The organism is Anaerosporobacter sp. (assembly GCF_965301125.1).
Map to the genome: position 1 here is coordinate 22,624 of NZ_CBDLAM010000004.1, position 21,665 is coordinate 44,288.

Below are 21,665 nucleotides of genomic sequence, written 5' to 3' on the forward strand. Positions count from 1 at the left end.
TTGAAAAGTTATAAGAACAACAATTTAAAGATGTTTCAGTTTATTAATCAGGAATATGGTATCACCGAATTAGAGGAAACCAATCATATTGCTATTCGTGGTTATCTGGAATATTTGACGAAAAATAATCTAAAAGAATCTTATATTAATGGCTTAATCAAGTGCTTTCGTTCTTATTTTGTTTACTGTCTTAGAGAGGGATATATCTATAAGAATCCTATGGATAAGATTCGTAGGCAAAAAGAACCAATTACATTGATTAACACTTTTACCAATGATGAGGTAAAAAGAATGGTTCGATATTATACTGGTTCAAGATTTCTTGATGTTCGTAATCAACTCATTATGGTTATGTTATTTGATACTGGAATAAGAAACAATGAATTGTGTAGTTTACAATTATCAGATATAAGGGAAACATACATTCATATTCTTGGTAAAGGAAAAAAAGTTCGCCATGTACCAATTACTGCTTTTCTGAATAAATATTTGATTCGCTATATGAGGATAAGAGAAGGATATATTAAGGATAAGTTTAATTATGATACAGAATATTTGTTCCTATCTCAAAAAGGAAAGAAACTTACTCTAGAAACAGTAGAACGAGTTGTTGGGGATTGTGGTGAAAATTGCAATGTTAGAAAAGAAATTAGAATATCACCTCATACTTGTAGGCATTATTATGCTCAAACACAATTAAAGAATGGTTGTGATCTATTTACCGTATCAAGATTATTAGGACACTCTAAGATTGATATTACAAAAAGATATCTGCAATCTATGGAAGATGAATCCACTTTGATTATGGGAGCAAAAACAAGTCCATTAATGAACCTATAAACGCAAGAAGTCACTTTATTTTACTTATGTAGATAGAGTGGCTTTTATTGGCTAAAAACAAAAGAAAATAGCATGTTCGTTTTGTAAATCTTCCCAACTCATTGATTCTACTGGGTTTTACGCAATCTTCGTCGAATACGTTATATGGATAGAGAATACATATCAACCAATCGGCGTAAAGACAATTAAATGTGTTGATTGTGATAAAGAAGTTGAGGTGGATGCATCTTCGAGAAGAATTAGATGTGAGAATTGTGAAAAAGAAGAAAGAAGAATGCATAACAAACTGATGTATGAACAAAGAAAAGCAAAAATTCAACCAAGTTCTTTTCAAAGTTAAACCCTTACAAACCATTGATTTTACTGGGTTTTAGGTATTTTTATGCAAAAATATTCAGTTAAAAATGCTCGCAAACCCAGTGTTTACAAGGGTTATAGCCATTTTTCGCTCGTTCGGCTATAGGGAAAGATAAATTTCTATCAAATTTTGTTCAAAAACGGGCGAACGAAATTTGATAAAACCCAGAGTTTTCAACGATTTAAGGTATGTTAAATTCGTGTGCTATATGAGGGAGAAAGGAAGTATAATGAATACATTACAAAAACAATTCAGTGATTCCCTTAAAAGAGAAGGGAAATATATCACTACATATTATACATCTGAATCGGTAAAATGCCTTTTCAGAAAGAATAACGACCATAACAATGTAGATAATCATATCACGTTATTCTACGAGATTACAGCACCAATTAAGCAAGGTCAATTACTTACCTATGGTGGTAAACAATATCTTACATTAAGTCAAGAATCAATTGAGAATGATACATACTATAAGTCAGCGTTATTAGAATGTAATTTACTTTTACCTGTCAAAACAAATTCAGGTGTTTGTAGAATACCAGCATACATAAGCGAACTATCTTCTCCAGGAATAATAAAAGGTACTGTAATCACTACCCAAGATGGTACAGGGGAAATTTTAACAGAAGTAACAGAAAGCACAATGAATATTCTAATAAATAACAATACGATTAATATCATTGGTGGGTATTATGATGTTGTAAGCCAATATTATAGAAATGGTATATCACACATCATTATTGAAAGAGGAGTAAAACCAGTAGATTCTTATACATTTGATATTATTACAGACAACACAAATGTAGAAATAGGATCAAGTACCACACTATCTATTATTGCACAAAACAACGGTGACACAGTGGAAGGTCAAACCTTTACATTTACATCATCTGATGAATTAGTCGCAACGGTTGACAGTACTGGCCTTGTATCATTTTTGGCTGAAGGTACAGTTACCATTACTGGTATATGGGTAAATCAGAAGTTAAGCGATACGGTTGTATTCACGGTAGTTACTGAAGTTATAGAACTACCTTATACCTTTGATTTAGTATGTGCTAGTTCAACGAATACAGTTTACATGGGGAATCCGAATGGAAGAAATTTTACAGCATCTATGGTTGATAAGGATGGTTTGACTGTTGATTTTACACCAGTTTGGTCATTTGATTGGAACGGTATGGATTCCTCAAATTTTACTATTACGTATCCATCAACATATAAGTGTAATATTGTAGTTAAAGATGATGACCTTAATATTATAGGAAATACATTTACGATTATTTGCGACACAACAGTTGAGGATATTTTATATTCAAAAAGTATTGTTGTGACAATTGAGGTTTAAATAAAAATAATTTGGCTACTGGTACATTTGAAGTTATGCTTGATGCTGGATGATAAAATGTAACGGTAAGCATGTTCGATTTATAAATCTTCCCAACTCACTGATTCTGCTGGGTTTTACGTAATCTCCGTCTAATACGTTATATGGATAGAGAAGAGATATTAACGATATCAACCAATAGGTACAAAGACGATTAAATGTATTGGTGTAAATGGAATGTCTTGTGATAAAGAGTTTGAGGCAGATGCATCTTCAAGAAGAATCAGGTGTGATGAATGTGAGAAAATTGAAAGAAAATTACATAATAAGCTAATGTATGAGCAACGAAGAAATAAAATTCAACCAAGTTCATTTCAAAGTTAAAACCTCGCAAACCATTGATTTTACTGGGTTTACGGCTATTTTGTTCGAAATATTTTTTATCAAAAAGTGACTCAAACCCAGTGTTTACAAGGGTTGCAGCGATTTTGAGAAAACGACATAAAGGGGACTGGCAAAAAGGTAATATAAGATTAGAGGATGCGATTTGCTTTCGTCCCCAATACTTTGCTATTAACATAAAATATATAATAAACAATAACTACTATACTGTTTTATAAGCAGATGGTTCATAGATGAAATGTCATGGACTGTCTGCTATTCTATTTTTTTATTCGATGTATAAGCATTATTATTCACTTATATCATATACTAACTAAACATATTCTGTCAATACTTTTTTAAAATAATTTTTTAATGGTAATCAGTGACCTAAACAATTGTTAGGTCGCTTTTTATAGATACAATACACAATACATATAGGGGCAATTCAATGAACTCATATGAGGGCAAATGATAAGCAACTAGGAAAGGATGGTAACTATGGAGTTACAAGAATTAAATTTAACAGAGGAACAAATGGCAATCGTAAACAAGGCACTTCAAAGTGAGGGCGATAAAGTCCGTACTAAATATAGTACAGAGATGAAAGAACTCAAGGATGAATTGAACCAATATAAGCCAATAGAGAGATCGGATTCTGAGAAATCTATGGATAAACGATTGAAAGCATTAGAATTAAAGGAACAGGAAATTGCTAATAAAGAAAAATCTTATGCAGTAAAGGAAAAACTTCAAGCAAAAGGTTTGCCTTCTGATTTAGCAAAATATATTAGCGTGGGTGATGATGTAGATTCTACTATTGAAGAGTTGGGTGGTACTCTAAACAACTTTTTTCTTAGCAATGGATATAAACCATCAAGCCATACCAAAAGTGAAGGAATCACCAAAGAACAGTTTTCCAAAATGTCTTATGCAGAACGTGCAAAACTTTATGAAACGAATCCTACACTTTACAAGGCACTAGCAAATTAATGTGACTTCCCTTTAATAGGGTGGTCTTTTTTTATGTCCAAAAGAAAGGAATGGTGTGATTGATAAATGGATTTAGATTCAATTCAAACACTTATTTCTACACTAGGATTCCCCATTGTAATGGTAATTGCTCTAGGTTGGTTTATATGGAAATTATGGACTAAATCCCAAGAGCAGAATGAAATAAGGGAAAACAAGTTGTATGAAGTAATCGGTAATGCACAGGTACAAAATGATGCATTATCAAGAACTAACTCTGAATTTGTATCGGTATTAAATGCCTATAAATCAGATTTAGATACTATTAAAAATGACGTTGCAGAGATTAAAAGTGTAACGAAAACAAACAATTGAAAGAAAGAGGTAAAATAATATGGCATTAATTAAACCTATGGTATATGCACCATTAGTAAGAGAAAAATTTGAAGGAAAAATAAAGGTAGGTAATCTTGCAGTTAATTTAGGTTATCTGTCTAACACTACAGTAGGAGAAACAGTTACATTTCCAAAATGGAAATTGCTTTCTGATGCAGAAGATGTTGTAAAAGGTACTGCTATTGGAACAGAAGGTTTAGATCAAGATTCTAGCACTGCAACAATTAAGATGGTAGCACCAAAAGGAACACAGATTTATGATATGGATAATATTACAATGATAGGTAATGCAGTCAATGAAGCAGCGGAGCAACATGGAAAGGTTATTGCAAGAAAATTAGATGATGATCTAATTACAGAGGCACTTACTTCTCCATTAAAATCTGCAACAGTTGGAGCAAAAGCAATTACTGGAGCAGAGCTATTAACAGCACTTACATTGTATGGAGATGAAAGGGATACTGAAGATTTCGCTGGTATTGTAATCAATTCTCTATTACTTCCATCTTTTATTGGAATGCCAGAATTTACGTCTGTAGAGAAAACATACAATACACAAGGCAATGGCATTGTTAGTGGTGGTATTGTTGGTTATTTTTTGGGTATTCCAGTTCTTATGACTGATAAAGGTACGTATGATGCAATTTCTCAAGAATGTATTACATTTATCATCAAGAAAAATTCTTTAGGTTATATGACCAAGAGAGATATTAATACAGAGGAAAAGAGAGAGCCAGATTATAAACGTTCTACTATCTTTTCTGACATGATCTACGCAGTAAAACTTCTTGCTGATGATGGAGTGGTTGTAGTTAGAAAAACTATTGCCTAAATAATGTAAATATAGTGAGGGTGTCCCCAATTGGGGATTCCTTTGCTTTATAGAAAGGGTGTAAACAATGCTTACAGGTAAGAAATTACAATATCTTAGGATATTAAAAGGGTATTCACAGGTCTATATTGCTGAAAGTATTGGTGTATCAGAACGTTGGATAGGCAAGGTAGAAAATGAAGGACTAGCACCAAGCCAAGAAGTATATGATAAATGGTTACAATGTATATATGGTAATCTTAAACCAGTGAAGAAAGAAAAAGTTCAATCGCCAAAAGTTGCGAATGAGAAGAAACAAACAGTTTCAAAAAAGACAGTGAAGTCAAAATAATAGTGGATATTACTAGAAAGGTCGGGTGAATTTGAATGAGGGAATTAAATACTCATAGCAAGTTCATCTATCTTTATGATTGGGGAAGAGATTCCCTTATTCATAGAGATTATGATGAATATAGAATACAAGAAACAATTACCAAAATGGTACGAGGATAATAAGAAATATGATTTGATTTTAACGGATGATATAGATAGTTTATTATCATGTGCAATTCTAAAGAAAGTCAAACAATGGGAAATAGAGCAAGTATTTTTATTTAAAGCAGATTCCAACAAATCAATAGATTATTTGGGTATAACCAGTAGTGCAACAAACGAAGCGGTCGGTGTAGACCTTGCATTACAAAACGGAAAATGCTTTGACAATCATGTAACAAGAATTAAATCCACAGATAAGTGGAACGATGAATGTATTAATCCTAACCAGTTCAAAAATGTAACTGGTGCAAACTATTCAAGCAAATATAATCTATCAACAGTATTATTATTATGGTCTTTGTATGATCTACCAATTCCAGAATCAGAGGAAGGTAAGATGATACTTCTAACAATTGATGCGTCTTATGTCAGTTATTTCAGCAATTATTCCTATTTTAATCAAATGAACAAATATTATCTTTGTAATGTGCTAGGACTTAATGAATTATATGAGTGCCAACAAAGACACAAGAAATATGAGTTTGTGCATATTATGAAAAAATATAAACTAAATGGAAAGATTAAATCAAATAAAGGTGTCCTAAGTACGGATATAAATTTACTTGCTATGAATATAGAATTAATCGAAACAGGTATATGGTGCGAATTGCCAGAAAAGAAATTCAAGTTACATAAATTATTTCAAGATATACAGGTACCAATTACAGGAACTAAAAATTTAATAGACATTGTAGGAAATCCTTTTTGCGTTGCATTAACCAAGAAGGATTTTTTATGTTATTCAGAAGAAATCGTGAAGGAGAATGAAAATGACATACACAAACGAAAATAGAGATGCAATCGTAGTATTTGCTGGTCATGTAGCAAGGGAATTATTAAGAAGAGGTTACACAATTATTGATGTAAAGGCAGACAGAACCAATAAAATCAAGTCAGTATTTGTATTTCGTAGAGAAAATAACATTGAGAAGGTATTACATGAGATTGCTTACAAAGAATTAGCAGAATGATGTGAGTAAGGTACACAACAAATTGCCTAAAGGTGTCTTTTTAAAAGATGCCTTTTTTTATTGCCAAAAAACACATAAGGAGATATTAAATGAACGTGAAATTAATGTTAGATACAACAAAATATAGTAAGAAACCTAGTGGTTTTGATATTGTAAAGATTCAAGGATATACATCTAAAAAAGATGGAGTATACCATGCACCATTACTTAGTCAGAAAGAAACAGATATAGAAGATTTAGCAATAGGATTATGTAATGGAATGACTTGCAAACCGGCCTTACTTAATGGAAGTAAATCTAATGATTGGATGCAGCAACAAGTATTTATGCTTGATTTTGACCTTTTAATAAATCAGATAAGGTTACATTTGATTGCACTAGAATATTTTTTGGTGGTAATGGTAAAGAACCAATTCAACCAAATTATGATATTAGAATCAATGCTAATGAGATTATAGAGAAGTATTACAAGGATGAGTATGAGAAGTCAGTACAGAGAGTTGTAAAGAGTAAAAAAAAAGAGAATTTAAAGGTAAATAGTTCACCTATAGATATGAATTATATGGAGAATATTGATGCTATAAAGTCCTTGAATGTAGATAGATTAAGGGTTTTGATTGGTAAACTGAAAACCAATACTGATAGAAGAAGATTATTAATATCTTCTTTATTAGTATTACATTTCAGTTCTCCAACTATCGTGAAAAGTGAGAAAGATTTATACACATTCATTAATCACATAGATTTAGGTGAGTATCTAGGGATATTTGATAATACAGTTAATTGTATCTTACCAGATCATCAAGACAATACACCTTCAGCACATATTTATTATACAGATGATGGTACACCGATTTATAAATGCTTTGGTTGTAATTCAGCAAGAACTATCACTACTATTACTGAAGAATTAGCAAACTGTACTCATAGTGAAGCAATCAATTTCATTAAGAATGTATATGATATAGAATTGGTTCAATCTGACTGGACTCTACAACAGAAACAGTTATTAATTGATTGTGCTAATTATCTTGATACAACAGATTTTAAGGAAACATTCCCAGAATTGAATAAGATGATTCGTACAAGAAAATTACACTTACAAAAGATGCTAATACATTTTACCCAGTACGTAAATGAAGATTTACAGGTTGATGGAAAACCTTTGTTCTTTGCTAGTTACAATACTCTAATGGATGTGTGTGAAATTAAAGATAAGACAAGATTATCACAATCCATTATTCTTTTTACCCTTCTAAATATGCTCGATAAAGTCCAATTATCAGAAATTCCAACAGATGAATTGAATAAAGCGAAACATATCAGTGCTAAATATGGATTCAAGAAATTGACTAATTTCTATCAGTTTGGCGAATATGGATTTAAACAGTTTAAGGATAGTGAAAAGATTGCTATCACCATGAAAGAGAATAATATTTCTCTAAAAGGTTTGAGCAGAGAATATGTATTGAGAACTTTCGGAACTGAAATCGCAGATAAGACATTTCCTCAATATAAGTATGAGAATAAAAAAGGTACAAGTCATAAATCAGATAAGGCAACTTTGAAGATTGCTGATAAGGTACTTGAAACCATTGAGAATAGAGGTTACATATTGGAAAAAGATATTTAAACTAATAACAAGATTGAAACGCAATGGAAGAAATCTATCAAAGAGATTCTTGATACATATGATTTAGTAAAGGTAAGAGCCAGTAAGGATAATAAACAGAAATATGGTATTCCTAGCGATATACCATATCAATATACAGTAATTTGCAAGAACGTGTAATGAATTATTATGTGGCTTATCAGATAAGCAACTAATTTAGAACCGAAAATTCGGCTGTACAATAATGTGAACAACTAACACACAGAAAGAGAGGATTTAATATGAATATAATGGATAGTTATTTAAATGGTGAAAAAGCAGTTGATTTAATAATTGAAACAATAAAAAGTACTGATACCTTAAAAGTATCAAGAGGACAATATTCAGATATTATGAAGGATATTACTGACGATAAAAAGCAATATATTCAGATTGCTAACAGAATTTATTTTAAGAACCAAGTTATCAATATAACATTCAAATAAAGCATACAACAGAAAGTGGGGATTTAATATGGAAAATTATACAGTAAAAGAAAACAATGGTGCATTAGTTAGAAATAAGATTGACAATACAATGATGAATTTACATAGTAAAACATATTTGGAATTAAACAAAGATGAATTACAGAGGGAAATTGATTACCTATGGGGACAATACGATTATGTAACTCATTGTGAGTTCTTACCAGAAGATTTTAAGGAAAAACAAGAAAAATATTTATGGAAACAGATTAGTTTATTTACAACTAGATATATTTCTTTAGTAGTTTCTTATGTGAATGATGTGAGAGAAGGAAGGGATAGGTAATGGGACAATTAAGATGTGAATCAATTCAGCAGAAATTAGAAAAGATCGTGCCTAAATATATTGCTCGTTTCATTATATGGTATAAGACATCAGAGGACAATAGATGTGATTTTAAGGACTTAATGCCTTATGAACCCAACTTTGTTAATAAAACATCTCCTGAGGAGTGTATGGATTGGTTGACAAGGGAAGATTCTCAAGAGGCATTACAAGTATACATGAAACATATGAAGAAGTTTAATCTTATGAAATTGTATGATGCAATGTATGAAAAGGCATTAGGTGGGGATGTCAACGCTGCCAAGTGGATTGAGAACTTCTCTAATAGTTCTTTCTTTGATGAATCACAAGATGATATAGAAGATTTTATGAAAGATGTAAATATACCTGCTCTGAAAGGTAAGGTGTAATTAATGGCTATCAGTAAGGAAACAAAAGAAAAATTAAAATTCCTTTGGCAAGATGAAAATACCGTTGATTGGATACAAACATTTATTAAGATTGCTGATAAATCGGGTAAGATTGTACCATTCATATTAACACCAGAGCAAAGAGAATTTGTGCAGAATATGCATAAGGAAAATATTATATTAAAATCAAGACAATTAGGGCTATCGTCAGTTACGGTGGCTCTTTCTATTCGTGCTTGTGTCGTACAAGATAATACTACTTGCTTTTTGGTATCTCATAATCAATCAAGTACCAATACGATTTTTGATAAGTTGAAACAACAGTTCAATTCCCTGCCAGAGTTTATCAAGCCAGAATTATTAACCAATAACAGACAAGAATTAAAGTTTACCAATGGTAGTAAAATTACTTGTCTTACTGCCGGAAACAAAGAAATTGGTAGAGGTGATACCTTAAATGGAATTATCCACTTATCAGAGTTTGCTTATTGGAAAAATGCAGAGAAACAATTAAATGCATTATCTCAAGCGGTATCTGATACTGGTAAGATTATTATTGAATCTACTGCTAATGGCTTTAATAAATATAGTGAGGTATATTATCAGGCAAAGAACAATGAGAACTCCTATAAATCGTTTTTCTTTAACTGGATTAATGGGAAAGAGTTATTCAAGTCACAGTATGAATCTGCTATGGTTGAGTATAAAGCAAGAAATGGAAAAGAATTATTAGATGATGATTTGGACGAGGACGAATTGACTTTAAAGTCAAATAGAGCAACCTTGAATCAGTTGGCATGGAGAAGAAAGAAGATTTCTACAGATGGAAAAGATGCCTTTAATGTAGAATATCCTACTACGGATGCAGATTGCTTTCTTACTTCTGGTGCTCAATTATTTGATACCAAGAAGATTGATCGTTTTGTTACAGGAATTGTACAAGATAAGATTATACCTATATCTAAGGGAAAAATAATAGGTTTACCGTCCATTTTGCAAACATATTATGGCAAGTCATTAAAGATATGGGGTATCCCCAAAGTTGGGGAAAGATACTATATAGGTGTCGATTGTAGCGAAGGAATAGGACAAGATTATTCTACTGCCATTGTGCTTAATAAAGATGGGGAACAGGTAGCAGAGTTTAAGAATAACCAGACAAAGCCATATCAATTAGCAGATGTTATTGATTCATTAGGAAGATATTATAATAAAGCGTTAATTACGGTTGAAAAAGCAAGTGGCGGTCATTCTGTCATTGAGAGATTGCGACATGATAAGAAGTATATGAACATGACAAAATATAAGACCTATGATGAATTTAATCGTGCTATTTGGAAGGTTGGTTTTGATACCAATAATAAAACAAAGAGTATTATCGTTAATGATGCTAGAGAATGGTTTGAAAAGGGAATGATACAAGTTAAAAGTAGAGAACTCTTAGAAGAAATGAAGGTATTCATTGCTAATGATAATGGAAGTATGGGAGCGATAATTGGATCACATGATGATTTAGTTATGGCTCTATGTCTATCTATTGTAGGTATGAAGAATGGTGTATGGTATCCATTTTAATAGGTTTTAGTCCATATGGTATAAAAGGTTATCCATAGGGTAAAATGCACTATTTAGAGGCAAATTTCAATTTAAACCACTTAAGTGATAACTTATAAGGGTTCTTAAATAAAGTGTCTTAAAAATTGATATATATATCATTTTTCTTCTGTATATTCCATGATGTCACCTGGTTGGCAATCGAGTAACTTACATAAAGTTTCGATATTTTCCCAAGATATCGGTTCACCTTTTCTTAATTTTTGTATAGTTGATTCTGCTAATATTTTATCTTTTCTAAGTTTATAAGTTGTATATCCTTGATTTTTTAAGTTGTCTAGGACATTTATTTTATATATTAATGGCAATTTATCACCTCCGTACTTTATAGTATATCATTTTTATACACGAACTATAATGTACATTATACACGAAAAAGTGTGTATGTTTTTGGTTAATATAACAGTTACATATACACGAAATAAGGTGTATAATACATACATAAGCAACATACAATCCAAAACAAGAATAGAGGTGAGAGTGTGACGTTACTATCTAACAGATATGCAATAGTATACAGTCACAAAGGATATGACATCTGTACATTAAAGGCGGCTTGTCCAACACGAGGGGATAGCATGGCATATGTTATAGATAGTGTAGAGTTTCAAGGGCAAGAGTTCAATGATGTAACAGATGCAATTGTAGCCATTAATACAAAAAAGGAAAAATATGGAGGACAAGTATTGTGAGTAAAATCTTATGTAATGAATTTGAAAAGGAAAAGGAATATCTGTTTGGAGAAGAATTTGGAATTACTAAGGAAATGGAACGTCAACGAATTGAAGACAATTTATATGGAACTATTGAATTTTTGGATGATTTATCGTTGCTGCATAAACCTCATAAATATAAAGTACTGGAATATTTTCCACAAGGAAAACCAGAGCCATATAAACCACGGATATATGAAGTTGAAAATCTTACTTTAGAATGCGAAGATGGAATGGTCTTCGGCGGAATAAAAAGTGGAAACTGTATACCCGAAGAGGTTGGCAATTGTGTATTGTCTGGATTTCTAGAAGAAAATATATTAGATATCGGACACCAATCATGTTTTAATTATATAACAATTAGTTTTGATGATGGTTTTATTAGAATACACTATTAATCCTTGACGATTTATTGGACACTCAATTATGGGTGTCCTTTTTTGATGATAAAAGAAAGGAAATTATATGAATATAGAAGAATATAAAATGACCTTTGACAATCCTTCTAAATGGTTTGTAGAAGAGGTTAATAAGGGATATCATAAACATAGAATTGCAAATGTAATTGCCAATAGAGATTATCTATCTGGGCAGCATAAGATTCTATTGAAAGAAGATGCTACCTATAAAGGAAAAGAATTGATTACAAGAAAGACGATCATTAATTATGCGAAAACAGTATTGAATTTTCATAATACATATTTATTAGGTAAACCAGTTTCATTAACTGGTGACGCAGAAATAAAAAAGAATTTTAATGATATATATAAGTTGGGATTATACAATACCATTGATTATCAAATATTAGACAGAGTTAATAAATTTAGTGATGCTTATGAAGTTGTATATATGGACGGGAATAAGATTAAAAGTAAGGTACTTGATAGTGCTGATGGTTATCCTGTATATGATGATATGGGAAATTATATTGCTTTTATTGAACATTGGACGGATATCTATTCCAGTATTAGTTATTACAACGTGTATTATCCTAACTATGTAGAATGCTGGAGTAATGATGGTGGTAACGAAACTTTAATTGAAAGTAAGATCAATGTGTGTGGATTGCCTATACATTACCATAACTTTAATGATAGTGATTATCATTTTGGAGAAAGTTTATTGGTTGATATTAAACCGTTATTAGATGAATTAGAAGATATCCTTTCTAAGATGGGTGATGCTATTTATGTGAATAGTTTGAATCCAATGCCAGTTGCAATTGGTCAAAGAATAGAAAATACTATTCCTGCTGATGCTACAGGTTATGTATTAAATCTTGATAATGGTGATTATAAAGTAGTATCTACTATGATGGATTACAATACAATTAAGTTATATCTTGATAATATAAAGGAAATGATTAATCAAGTTGGTTGTATTCCTAGTGTATTGGGTACTGGTAATATTGCTAATGTATCAGAAGTATCTTTGAAAATGCTATTTCATATGGCTAATATTAAAGCACAAGAAACAGAGAAGTGGCTTAATATTGGTATGCAAGAGCGGTTTAAGAAGTTCAAACAGATTCTAAGTATGCAAGGTATTAAGGTTGAGGGAGATATTGATATTGAATATAATCTTAGTATTCCTGTGGCTACCGATGAAGTTGTGGCTAATCTGAAAGCAATGCAAGAAATGGGTGCTATTTCTGTGGAAACTATCATGGAAAAGAGTGAGTTAATAAAGGATGTAAGCGTTGAAAAGACAAGGTTAGAGGGTGAAAAAGGAACGGTGTTATAGTTGGGGTAGAACAGGAAGATGATAATGATTATTAATTAGGTAATAATATTATACACATGTATAATAATTCGATATTTATACATTATACTTGTAATATATAAGCAAAAGCATTATAATTCTTATGATAAATGCTGGATTTAAGAATTTAAACCAATAATTAAATATACATAAATATCGTATAAAAGCAAGATTTTATACATTTTTTAGGAGAATAATATACATTGGGAAATTGGAGTAGTATTGGAATCGCTCAAAGGTGCATGGTTGACACGTTTGTTGGGCGTTTGGATAAAACGAACTATACGGTAAACAATAATTTAACGAATAGTTTAACTAGTTAATTTTGTAAGGGGAACGGAATTTCGTTACCCCTTTTCTCAAGAGGTCGTTTTATCTAATCACTTTTTACCCCACCAAGAAAATATGTATCCACCAAGCCAAAGGAAGATATGGTGTAACCTAAGTGAAACACTTTCACATAGAAATCTTATGTTTAATCTGAACCTAAGTTCTTTTAAATCACTTAGGAAATCCCATTTATCTCATAGTCCAATTTTCGTCCGTGAGAATCCACGTACCACTAAACTGATTTTTGGCTATACTTCTTGTTTTAATGGTGGTAAAATATTCCTATATAAAACAAAAGGAGGGTGTATAAATGGCTTTAGTCGCATGTGAAGAATGTGGGAGGGAAATTTCAGATAGGGCAGAAAGTTGTCCTCATTGTGGATGTCCTATTAGTAAGTTGAGTGATAAAGTAACTAGCATTAATATGTATACATATAATGGTCAAACGTATGATATTTCAGAGGTATATTATTATCTCAATCAGAAAAAGTTAGTACTAGCAATTAAAGTATTTAGGGAGTTAACAAATGCTAGTTTAGTAGAGGCAAAAAATATCGTAGAAATTTTAGATAATAAACCTAATAAACCAACTGGGAGTTATACTATTAAATGTCCTAAATGTGGTTCTACTGATTTCGATATGGTAAAACGAAATTGGAGTGCTTTGACTGGTTTTATGACAAATAAAGTAGATAGAGTTTGCAGAGTATGTAAATATAAGTTTTAGTAATTAATAGTATCCAATAGGTGCCGGTCAATCCGATGCCTTTTTGTTGTCCACAACGGATACACATAATCAGAAGGGAGCGTGAGTCATGACAATATTAGAAAGGTTAAAATTAGAATTATCCAATAAAGAATATCTTGCAGATGGAGAATATACCCAGTTTCTTAAAGAAAACGGCTTTGATGTAATAATCATGCCAGATTACGATAAAGCCACAATGCAGAAAGAGTTATTATTTACTGTAGTTGATATATTAGAAGTGGTTGCCAATGATGTTGATATTATGCGTAAGGTTGAAACTGAATTTACTACTACATCTGATGCCTATAAATATCTACAGGAACGTATTCAAAATATTAAGGATAGGATTGCAAGTATACCAGATATAGAGGAAGAATATTCTCCATTTAGTTTGATGTATACAAGGAAATGAAACAATTACAATGTTCCTTAATTTCGACATAATATTCTAAACTTTAGAGTTATACTGTAACAGTAACTGTTGGAATATAGAAAAGAAAGGAGTATTGTAATGGCTAATACATATAAATCTGGAGAAAAACCAGGGAAAGGTACATATATTTGTACAAATTGTAATAATGACGTAAATTTAGATGATGAAACTGATACATTACCACCATGCTCTAAATGTAATAATGGTGAATTTACTAAAGCATAGTATTTTTTCGGACAAGGCACTTACACTTCGGTAGGTGCTTTTTTAATGCTCTTGATGTTGGTATAAGATTATGATATACTAGTGCTCAGTTACGAAAAATGTTGTGATTCAGTTACGATATACATGAAAATAATTAACTACTAATTTTTGCAAAAGTCATAACTGAGAGAAAGAACAAAAATGCTAAAAAACCCAGTAAAAAAAAGACATCAAATACTTCCAAAAGACATTAGATTTATTAGATGAAGATGATGATGTACAAGCGGTTTACCATAACTGGGATGAATAATTAATAAAGCTTTAATTAAAATTAATATAATGCAATACAGAGACAATCTCAAAACATTGTGTGGTAGTGGTGAATATGAAATTTCACCATTGTCATATAATAGATTGAGATTGTTTTTTACTTTCGTGATTATTTTATATTAAATAGTGAAAGTTTTCCATTGACTGTGATGGTAATATTAAGAAAGTTTTAATAATAGATATAGAAAGTATGGATGTATAATAAATGTAAAGAAAACTTTTATCTAATAAATTGGATTACAGTAATTATTAAGTTACAGAAAGGAATATTGAATGAGAAAAAATAAAATTAGTTACACAATAACATGGCTTATGGTCATGGTAATGCTTTGCAGCTGTATAATGAATGGTTCATTAACAAAAGCAAAGGCAAGCGGCCCTAGTAAATATGGTGTTCTGATTGGAGATGCAAAAGGAAAATATACATTCTATGATTGGAATAGCAAGAAAGGTACACAAAGAATTATAAAAAAATCATCAAATATTATGCTACCTTTACGGAAAACATGTAGTAACTTATCGAATATAAAGTATACATATAATTTTAACACAAATAAAGCAACTGTAACAAACACCAAGACTGGTAAGAAAATTGTTTTCGTGAAAGATAGTAAGACTGCTTATACCTATACTAGTAGTAAATCAAAGGCAAAAAAGATTACATTAAAATATAAGATGTACTTAGATAAGGAAAGTAACGCTGCGATGGTAGAGGCAAGTGCTTTATCTTATGTGCTCTCTGCAAAGAGTGGTTATCATTTGTATTCAAGTAAATCAACTTTAAAAGATGCAGGCTATTCTACAAGTCAGTATGCTGGTGTTATAGTATTAAATCCGTATAAGAAGGTAAGTGACTTACCAGATGCAACGAAAGTAAAATACATAAGTGAAAAGACAGCAAGTAATGTTAAGAAGGTTACTATACCGGAAGGATATTCAGTTGCACAGGTGTTTGAACTCCTTGTTAGTAAAGGGGTATGTGCTTCAGAAAAAGCCTTATTTGGTGCAGCACAAAATACGGATTTCTCGAACTATACGTGTATTGCCAATCAACTAGAGAAAGAAAATCGTTGTTTTACCTTGGAAGGGTATCTATACCCTGATACCTATGAATTTTACGGAAACAGTAATCCTGTGGATGTCCTTAAAAAAATCCTTACGAATACGGATAAGAAATTAACTGAGGAATATTATACAGGTGCAGAAGAGTTGGGATATTCTCTTGACGAGATTATTACGATTGCATCAATTATTGAAAAAGAGACTGGTAAAGATGAAGAACGAGCAAAAGTTGCATCGGTACTATATAATCGACTAAATATAGGAATGAAATTACAATGTGATGCTACAATCAATTATATAGAAAAATACGTAAAGCCATATATCACAGGTGATATTAATCGATATAATCAATATTACAATACGAGAAAGTGTAATGCATTACCTGAAGGACCAATTACAAACCCTGGTAAAAAAGCAATCCAAGCAGCATTGAATCCTGCTGATACGGAGTACTTTTATTTTTGCTCTGATGATGATGGAAATTATTATTTTTTTGAGACATATGAAGAGCATCTAGAGTTTTTAAATTCTTTAGAAGATTAAGTCAAATAGATCTTAGAGGTTAACTAAGAAGTTATGATAAAGTATTTTATGTTTAACGTTCAATTATTATAATACACAAGTACTACTAAAGGATAATTGCATAGGTAATATGTACTATTCTTGCGATATATATCAGAATGATATCATTAATATAGATGAGGAGGAATTGATATGTATTGTAGGCGTTGTGGGAAAGAATTAAATGGTAAACCAAACTACTGTAGATATTGCGGAAGTCAATTAACCTCTGAAAACTTAGAAAACAAGAATTCATTTACTTCTGTAAATGAGCAAATAAGTGAAACATTACAAGAAAATGATTTAAAGCAAGAAAAGAAGAAATTACAAAGAGAGACAATGCTATTTACTGCATTTTCAATCTTTGTTATAGTAGTTTTTATTCTTAGTATAATAATAATACAAATCAACCCTTCTCTTGTACAGCAAGATAAAAGCGAAAAATCAAATTGGTCTGAAGAATTAACAGATGATACAAAGCAAGTTGGTAACATCGAAGAAGATAATGAATATACGAATAACGCGAGAGAAGAGGAATTAAAGTTAGGAAGCGCCAAGGTTTTAGAAGGGGATACTATATTAGTGTCTGTCTTTGTTGATATTAAAGGTGATAAATGGACAGAAGAAGAAAAGAAATATTGTAAAGATTCCTTAGAAGAAGCTGTTACTTGGATTGAAAAACAGGGAGAGATTTATGGTAAACAGATTCATTTCATATATGATATGAATCCAGAATCTGATTTATTATATTACCAATCAATTGATTTTGCGGTGGAAAGTGACACTGAAGATACTAATCAATATGATTATTATCGTTATAATAAGTTATGGATTCAAGAAAATCTTGATATAAAATCTATTAATAAAAAGTATGGTACGAATAGTGTTGGATATTTATTTTTCTTAAAAGATGAGGGGACCTCCTATACGTATTCTCATTATTTAGAAGATAAGAATTACAACAAAGAAGAGATGTGTACCATTTATCTTGATGATTCCAGCAAGTATGGGGTTTATGAGAATCCTGCCACTTATGCACATGAAATATTACATCTGTTTGGAGCTTTGGATTTATATGATGGTGCTTGTCCGGAAGATGTCAATGAATATGTGATAGATACGTATCCTTATGAGATCATGTTAAGTACGTATCATGAAACATTAATGCCCAATGAAAACGCTGAGGTAAAGATGATTTCTCCAATTACTGCCTATATGTTAGGTTGGGTTGATGATATTAATGAGTTATATACATTCCCAGAGATGGAAAGAGAAGAAGAAGCGTGCTTTTCAGTAAATGATTTTGATGGGTTTTATTTTGAGAATAAAGAAAGCAAGGAGTAATAAGAGAGAATCCTAATCATTCATAGACTAGTAATAAAATGAATATAAGGCTTAACATGTCTAGGAATAGAAAAATAAGGAATACTAAATTATAAGTAGTATTTTTAAAGTATATTTTATATAATTAAGGAGAGTATTATATGCGAATTCCTAGACATGTGGGAATAATCCCAGACGGTAATCGAAGATGGGCTAAAGGACAAAGTATGGATAAGAAAGATGGCTATCGACATGGTTTGAATCCAGGCTTAGAGGTTATGAAAGAAGCAATGCGATTTGGTGTTAAAGAGCTTACGTATTATGGATTTACAGTAGATAACTGTAAACGTCCAAAAGAACAAATCAAAGCATTTCAACAAGCTTGCATCGATGCAGTTAAATTAATTGAGAATGATGCGGTATCTTTATTGGTTGTTGGTAATACGGAGTCTAAGTTCTTCCCGGAGGAATTATTATCCTATACCAAGAGAAATGAAGAGGATGAGTCTAAGATGAAGGTAAATTTCTTGGTGAATTATGGTTGGGATTGGGACTTGCGTAATGGATTTTCTTCAAAAGAGATATCTAGAATGGATATGATTATTCGTTGGGGTGGCATGTGTCGATTGTCGGGATTTCTCCCTATTCAGTCGGTATATGCTGATTTTTATGTTGTTAAAGATTTGTGGCCAGATTACAGGAATGAACATTTTGAAGAAGCAATCAACTGGTATCAAAAACAAGATGTCACTTTAGGCGGGTGATAGTACTCAGGGCGACAACGCCATTGACCTAACAACGAGAGGAAGATGAGATGGATTTTAAAGAAATGAATTGTCCTTTTTGTAAGGGGCTTTTAAAGGTTCCAACGAACTTAACTACGTGTGTTTGTATGTATTGTGGGAAGAAAATTGAAATTGATATTGTCGATAAAACAGTAGAAAATTGTCATGAATATGAAAACTTATGTGAAATTGCTATGAATCAAGGAGCAAATATTTTGCTAAAGCATCTAGACTTAATGAAATCATTTAAGGCTAATCTATATGAAGATGCTTTCAAAGGTTATCTTGATGAGTGTTTACCAATTATTCAAGCTTTAGATAAAGCATGTGCTAGGTTACCGTATATTGATCGTAATCAGTTATCAAAGCAGGAGTATTCATTAGAAACAGAGCAGCAATTGGTTGATGTCTGGGTAAAACGAGTATTAGATGATATGGAAATTACCTGTAAAATAAAACGTTTTGAAAATGGTAAAAGCTCTAATTCAAGGAAGCTTGATGAAAATCGATTTATACTAGCACTTTACATGGTTCCTATGATACGAGAAACAAGGTTAGAGGTAGCAGAATCTATTGCGGATTCAATCACAATGGAATGGGGGAGACGCTATCCTTTACAGAAATTTAGTAAAGCAGATTATGCAGAGATTAGAGATGGGTTCAAGAAAAGGAAGTTATGTTTCATAACTACTGCGGTTTGTGAATCGTTAGGTAAACCAGATGATTGTAATGAGTTACAATTATTTCGTACATTTCGGGATTCGTATCTTCTTAATACAGAGGAGGGAACGAGTCTAGTTGAAGAATACTATGAAATAGCGCCTTCCATAGTCAATGCAATAAAGGTTCTTGAAGAGCAAGATGAAATCTATATGTCTTTATGGCAGGAGTATCTTGAGCCTTGTTTTAATTATATTAAGATGGGACAAGAAAACGAGTGTAAAAAGATCTATGTTAAAATGGTAAAAACATTGTCAAGGAGTTATTTGTATCAATAAATTCTATTATTGACATGATTTTGCCAAAATATTTTCTTAATATATAGATGTAAAGGCTAATGTTTTTAGGGAATTTAGTCGATAAAATAGATAGCTATGAGTGTGTCCTTTGTTAATACAATTCTTTTATTTGATTTGTTTAAGCAAAGGTTTTTACCTGTTATTCTGCTTTTTTGGAATCAAGGATGTTTCCGAAAAGAATTACAGCGTGTTAAGATTAAGTATGACAGAGGAGGAATTTAAACATGAAAATGCACAAAATCTTTAGAAAGGTGTTAGCGCTGACATTAGTATTGACATTCGTGATGTCTTTCTTTGGTGATAAAGGGATTGAGATAAAAGTGGCGAAAGCTGCAGGAAGTTATAATTTGTATTCTGGATCATCTACAACGCCTGTTAAAGAATTGGTACTGAATGAAGGTGAAGTTGACCTAAGAATATCTTCTTCTGACAATACAACAGCTGGTGTTGATTTTACATGGACTGTTACACCTGATAATGGTGAAGTAGTTGATATTAAAGAGCAAACTGGTACAATTGGTAGTGGAAACATTAGTGGTAAACAAATTAAAATTGCGCCTAAAAGACCAGGGCAAGCTACAGTTACACTTCAATATGATAATAATGGAACGACTAGTACATTAGCATGTGAGATTTTTGTAGGTTTTACAATTGATACTTCAGACAATGCAGCATTCCCAATTAAGCAAAATGATAAAAATAGAGTATTGGTTTTAGATACAAAACAAGGTATGAAATATGCTACTTCATATCTAACAAAACCAACGAATAGTAATTTAAGTTTTGCGTACAATAACGTGAATTATGCTATGACATGGACAACCTCTAACAGCCGTGTTGCAGAAGTGGATAATGTAGGGAATATAACAGCCCAAGGCGCAGGTTATTGTACTATAACAGGTAAGGCTGTTACAAAATCCAATTCAGGAAAGGTTATTAGTGATACTATTGATGTACTGGTATTACCACATGGGTATAGTTCGCAATCGATTACTGATGCATCGGAAATTATTACAGACTACCAGAATGCACATGTTTTCAAACCGTATCAAACTATAGGGGATCAGTTCTATGTTAACTCCACAGTAGCTTCTGAGTTACACTTTAAGATTTATCAACGTAAAGGTGATGAAGTTATTGATACGGCAGCGCTTGCTACAATGAAAACAACTGATAAGGTTGATCTAGCTGTGGATACAGTTTCCAATAAGGTTAGTATTAAATCTTCATCAAAAGCTGGTCGATATTATATGAATACATATATCGGCGATGGTGGTACAGGAAAAAAGGAAATCATTAATGAAAACTATTTATATAATGATGGATACCCATATCA

The 21,665-nt window shown here is 31.6% G+C and carries 27 protein-coding genes and 1 pseudogene; 27 read left to right on the forward strand and 1 reads right to left on the reverse strand.

Going from position 1 to position 21,665, the window contains the following annotated elements; translation table 11 throughout:
- The 15 genes from ACW2QF_RS00900 to ACW2QF_RS00970 form a co-directional block, all read left to right on the forward strand.
- Positions 1-840: tyrosine-type recombinase/integrase (locus ACW2QF_RS00900; protein ID WP_455714103.1), on the forward strand; the 840-nt coding region annotated here is incomplete at its 5' end.
- A 587-nt stretch (positions 841-1,427) separates the two neighbouring features.
- A complete protein-coding gene (locus tag ACW2QF_RS00905; RefSeq protein WP_455714104.1) occupies positions 1,428-2,549 on the forward strand; it encodes an Ig-like domain-containing protein in 1,122 nt (373 codons plus the stop codon).
- 216 nt (positions 2,550-2,765) lie between these two features.
- Positions 2,766-2,912: a hypothetical protein gene (locus ACW2QF_RS00910; RefSeq protein WP_455714105.1), complete on the forward strand. Its 147-nt coding sequence runs from the start codon at positions 2,766-2,768 to the stop codon at positions 2,910-2,912.
- A 498-nt stretch (positions 2,913-3,410) separates the two neighbouring features.
- Positions 3,411-3,902: a capsid assembly scaffolding protein Gp46 family protein gene (locus ACW2QF_RS00915; protein WP_455714106.1), complete on the forward strand. Its 492-nt coding sequence runs from the start codon at positions 3,411-3,413 to the stop codon at positions 3,900-3,902.
- 66 nt (positions 3,903-3,968) lie between these two features.
- Positions 3,969-4,256, forward strand: a complete 288-nt coding sequence (locus ACW2QF_RS00920; protein WP_455714107.1) for a hypothetical protein — start codon at positions 3,969-3,971, stop codon at positions 4,254-4,256.
- Positions 4,257-4,275: 19 nt separating this feature from the next.
- The gene (locus ACW2QF_RS00925) at positions 4,276-5,109 is read left to right on the forward strand and encodes a phage major capsid protein (protein WP_455714108.1); all 834 of its coding nucleotides are present in this window, start codon (positions 4,276-4,278) and stop codon (positions 5,107-5,109) included.
- Positions 5,110-5,176: 67 nt separating this feature from the next.
- Complete coding sequence (locus ACW2QF_RS00930) at positions 5,177-5,440, forward strand: helix-turn-helix domain-containing protein (RefSeq protein ID WP_455714109.1); 264 nt, start codon at positions 5,177-5,179, stop codon at positions 5,438-5,440.
- 75 nt (positions 5,441-5,515) lie between these two features.
- The gene (locus ACW2QF_RS00935; protein ID WP_455714110.1) at positions 5,516-6,436 is read left to right on the forward strand and encodes a hypothetical protein; all 921 of its coding nucleotides are present in this window, start codon (positions 5,516-5,518) and stop codon (positions 6,434-6,436) included.
- A complete protein-coding gene (locus tag ACW2QF_RS00940) occupies positions 6,414-6,614 on the forward strand; it encodes a hypothetical protein (RefSeq protein ID WP_455714111.1) in 201 nt (66 codons plus the stop codon). Before ACW2QF_RS00935 ends, ACW2QF_RS00940 begins: the two co-directional genes overlap by 23 nt.
- Positions 6,615-6,703: 89 nt before the next feature.
- Positions 6,704-7,072, forward strand: coding sequence for a hypothetical protein (locus ACW2QF_RS00945; RefSeq protein ID WP_455714112.1), 369 nt, complete (start codon positions 6,704-6,706; stop codon positions 7,070-7,072).
- A gap of 104 nt (positions 7,073-7,176) precedes the next feature.
- On the forward strand, positions 7,177-8,247 hold the full coding sequence (locus ACW2QF_RS00950) for a hypothetical protein (protein WP_455714113.1): 1,071 nt from the start codon (positions 7,177-7,179) through the stop codon (positions 8,245-8,247).
- A 260-nt stretch (positions 8,248-8,507) separates the two neighbouring features.
- Complete coding sequence (locus ACW2QF_RS00955; protein WP_455714114.1) at positions 8,508-8,711, forward strand: hypothetical protein; 204 nt, start codon at positions 8,508-8,510, stop codon at positions 8,709-8,711.
- A 28-nt stretch (positions 8,712-8,739) separates the two neighbouring features.
- A complete protein-coding gene (locus ACW2QF_RS00960; protein ID WP_455714115.1) occupies positions 8,740-9,036 on the forward strand; it encodes a hypothetical protein in 297 nt (98 codons plus the stop codon).
- Positions 9,036-9,446: a hypothetical protein gene (locus ACW2QF_RS00965; RefSeq protein ID WP_455714116.1), complete on the forward strand. Its 411-nt coding sequence runs from the start codon at positions 9,036-9,038 to the stop codon at positions 9,444-9,446. Before ACW2QF_RS00960 ends, ACW2QF_RS00965 begins: the two co-directional genes overlap by 1 nt.
- 3 nt (positions 9,447-9,449) lie before the next feature.
- A complete protein-coding gene (locus tag ACW2QF_RS00970) occupies positions 9,450-11,021 on the forward strand; it encodes a phage terminase large subunit family protein (RefSeq protein WP_455714117.1) in 1,572 nt (523 codons plus the stop codon).
- A 137-nt stretch (positions 11,022-11,158) separates the two neighbouring features.
- Here the strand turns inward: ACW2QF_RS00970 and ACW2QF_RS00975 are convergent, their stop codons facing one another.
- On the reverse strand, positions 11,159-11,368 hold the full coding sequence (locus ACW2QF_RS00975) for a helix-turn-helix domain-containing protein (protein WP_455714118.1): 210 nt from the start codon (positions 11,366-11,368) through the stop codon (positions 11,159-11,161).
- A 174-nt stretch (positions 11,369-11,542) separates the two neighbouring features.
- Between ACW2QF_RS00975 and ACW2QF_RS00980 the strand changes: the two genes are divergently transcribed.
- From ACW2QF_RS00980 to ACW2QF_RS01035, 12 genes and pseudogenes are all read left to right on the forward strand, one after another.
- Positions 11,543-11,752 carry a hypothetical protein gene (locus ACW2QF_RS00980; RefSeq protein ID WP_455714119.1) on the forward strand — a complete coding sequence of 70 codons (210 nt, stop codon included), beginning with the start codon at positions 11,543-11,545 and terminating at the stop codon, positions 11,750-11,752.
- Positions 11,749-12,171 (forward strand): hypothetical protein, encoded by a 423-nt coding sequence (locus tag ACW2QF_RS00985; RefSeq protein ID WP_455714120.1) that lies wholly within the window; start codon positions 11,749-11,751, stop codon positions 12,169-12,171. Before ACW2QF_RS00980 ends, ACW2QF_RS00985 begins: the two co-directional genes overlap by 4 nt.
- Before the next feature lie 67 nt (positions 12,172-12,238).
- Complete coding sequence (locus ACW2QF_RS00990) at positions 12,239-13,516, forward strand: phage portal protein (RefSeq protein ID WP_455714121.1); 1,278 nt, start codon at positions 12,239-12,241, stop codon at positions 13,514-13,516.
- A gap of 658 nt (positions 13,517-14,174) precedes the next feature.
- Entirely contained in the window at positions 14,175-14,591 is a 417-nt protein-coding gene (locus tag ACW2QF_RS00995; protein ID WP_455714122.1) for a hypothetical protein, read from the forward strand.
- An 88-nt stretch (positions 14,592-14,679) separates the two neighbouring features.
- Positions 14,680-15,024, forward strand: coding sequence for a hypothetical protein (locus ACW2QF_RS01000; RefSeq protein ID WP_455714123.1), 345 nt, complete (start codon positions 14,680-14,682; stop codon positions 15,022-15,024).
- 99 nt (positions 15,025-15,123) lie between these two features.
- Positions 15,124-15,270 (forward strand): zinc ribbon-containing protein, encoded by a 147-nt coding sequence (locus ACW2QF_RS01005; protein WP_455714124.1) that lies wholly within the window; start codon positions 15,124-15,126, stop codon positions 15,268-15,270.
- 199 nt (positions 15,271-15,469) lie between these two features.
- Positions 15,470-15,559, forward strand: a pseudogene (locus ACW2QF_RS01010) (YebC/PmpR family DNA-binding transcriptional regulator); the annotation flags it as partial.
- Positions 15,560-15,852: 293 nt separating this feature from the next.
- The gene (mltG, locus tag ACW2QF_RS01015) at positions 15,853-17,184 is read left to right on the forward strand and encodes an endolytic transglycosylase MltG (RefSeq protein WP_455714125.1); all 1,332 of its coding nucleotides are present in this window, start codon (positions 15,853-15,855) and stop codon (positions 17,182-17,184) included.
- A 171-nt stretch (positions 17,185-17,355) separates the two neighbouring features.
- Positions 17,356-18,546, forward strand: coding sequence for a hypothetical protein (locus tag ACW2QF_RS01020; RefSeq protein ID WP_455714126.1), 1,191 nt, complete (start codon positions 17,356-17,358; stop codon positions 18,544-18,546).
- A 140-nt stretch (positions 18,547-18,686) separates the two neighbouring features.
- Positions 18,687-19,289, forward strand: a complete 603-nt coding sequence (locus ACW2QF_RS01025; RefSeq protein WP_455714127.1) for an undecaprenyl diphosphate synthase family protein — start codon at positions 18,687-18,689, stop codon at positions 19,287-19,289.
- A 50-nt stretch (positions 19,290-19,339) separates the two neighbouring features.
- Positions 19,340-20,308 (forward strand): CFI-box-CTERM domain-containing protein, encoded by a 969-nt coding sequence (locus tag ACW2QF_RS01030; protein WP_455714128.1) that lies wholly within the window; start codon positions 19,340-19,342, stop codon positions 20,306-20,308.
- A 245-nt stretch (positions 20,309-20,553) separates the two neighbouring features.
- On the forward strand, positions 20,554-21,665 hold a 1,112-nt coding region (locus ACW2QF_RS01035), incomplete at its 3' end, for an Ig-like domain-containing protein (protein WP_455714129.1).

Excerpts from the sequence above, each read along its gene's own strand:
- ACW2QF_RS00905 (WP_455714104.1), top strand. The coding sequence starts at position 1,428 with ATGAATACATTACAAAAACAATTCAGTGATTCCCTTAAAAGAGAAGGG.
- ACW2QF_RS00910 (WP_455714105.1), top strand. The coding sequence starts at position 2,766 with ATGTCTTGTGATAAAGAGTTTGAGGCAGATGCATCTTCAAGAAGAATC.
- ACW2QF_RS00915 (WP_455714106.1), top strand. The coding sequence starts at position 3,411 with ATGGAGTTACAAGAATTAAATTTAACAGAGGAACAAATGGCAATCGTA.
- ACW2QF_RS00920 (WP_455714107.1), top strand. The coding sequence starts at position 3,969 with ATGGATTTAGATTCAATTCAAACACTTATTTCTACACTAGGATTCCCC.
- ACW2QF_RS00925 (WP_455714108.1), top strand. The coding sequence starts at position 4,276 with ATGGCATTAATTAAACCTATGGTATATGCACCATTAGTAAGAGAAAAA.
- ACW2QF_RS00930 (WP_455714109.1), top strand. The coding sequence starts at position 5,177 with ATGCTTACAGGTAAGAAATTACAATATCTTAGGATATTAAAAGGGTAT.
- ACW2QF_RS00935 (WP_455714110.1), top strand. The coding sequence starts at position 5,516 with ATGATTGGGGAAGAGATTCCCTTATTCATAGAGATTATGATGAATATA.
- ACW2QF_RS00940 (WP_455714111.1), top strand. The coding sequence starts at position 6,414 with ATGACATACACAAACGAAAATAGAGATGCAATCGTAGTATTTGCTGGT.
- ACW2QF_RS00945 (WP_455714112.1), top strand. The coding sequence starts at position 6,704 with ATGAACGTGAAATTAATGTTAGATACAACAAAATATAGTAAGAAACCT.
- ACW2QF_RS00950 (WP_455714113.1), top strand. The coding sequence starts at position 7,177 with ATGGAGAATATTGATGCTATAAAGTCCTTGAATGTAGATAGATTAAGG.
- ACW2QF_RS00955 (WP_455714114.1), top strand. The coding sequence starts at position 8,508 with ATGAATATAATGGATAGTTATTTAAATGGTGAAAAAGCAGTTGATTTA.
- ACW2QF_RS00960 (WP_455714115.1), top strand. The coding sequence starts at position 8,740 with ATGGAAAATTATACAGTAAAAGAAAACAATGGTGCATTAGTTAGAAAT.
- ACW2QF_RS00965 (WP_455714116.1), top strand. The coding sequence starts at position 9,036 with ATGGGACAATTAAGATGTGAATCAATTCAGCAGAAATTAGAAAAGATC.
- ACW2QF_RS00970 (WP_455714117.1), top strand. The coding sequence starts at position 9,450 with ATGGCTATCAGTAAGGAAACAAAAGAAAAATTAAAATTCCTTTGGCAA.
- ACW2QF_RS00990 (WP_455714121.1), top strand. The coding sequence starts at position 12,239 with ATGAATATAGAAGAATATAAAATGACCTTTGACAATCCTTCTAAATGG.
- ACW2QF_RS00995 (WP_455714122.1), top strand. The coding sequence starts at position 14,175 with ATGGCTTTAGTCGCATGTGAAGAATGTGGGAGGGAAATTTCAGATAGG.
- ACW2QF_RS01000 (WP_455714123.1), top strand. The coding sequence starts at position 14,680 with ATGACAATATTAGAAAGGTTAAAATTAGAATTATCCAATAAAGAATAT.
- ACW2QF_RS01005 (WP_455714124.1), top strand. The coding sequence starts at position 15,124 with ATGGCTAATACATATAAATCTGGAGAAAAACCAGGGAAAGGTACATAT.
- mltG (WP_455714125.1), top strand. The coding sequence starts at position 15,853 with ATGAGAAAAAATAAAATTAGTTACACAATAACATGGCTTATGGTCATG.
- ACW2QF_RS01020 (WP_455714126.1), top strand. The coding sequence starts at position 17,356 with ATGTATTGTAGGCGTTGTGGGAAAGAATTAAATGGTAAACCAAACTAC.
- ACW2QF_RS01025 (WP_455714127.1), top strand. The coding sequence starts at position 18,687 with ATGCGAATTCCTAGACATGTGGGAATAATCCCAGACGGTAATCGAAGA.
- ACW2QF_RS01030 (WP_455714128.1), top strand. The coding sequence starts at position 19,340 with ATGGATTTTAAAGAAATGAATTGTCCTTTTTGTAAGGGGCTTTTAAAG.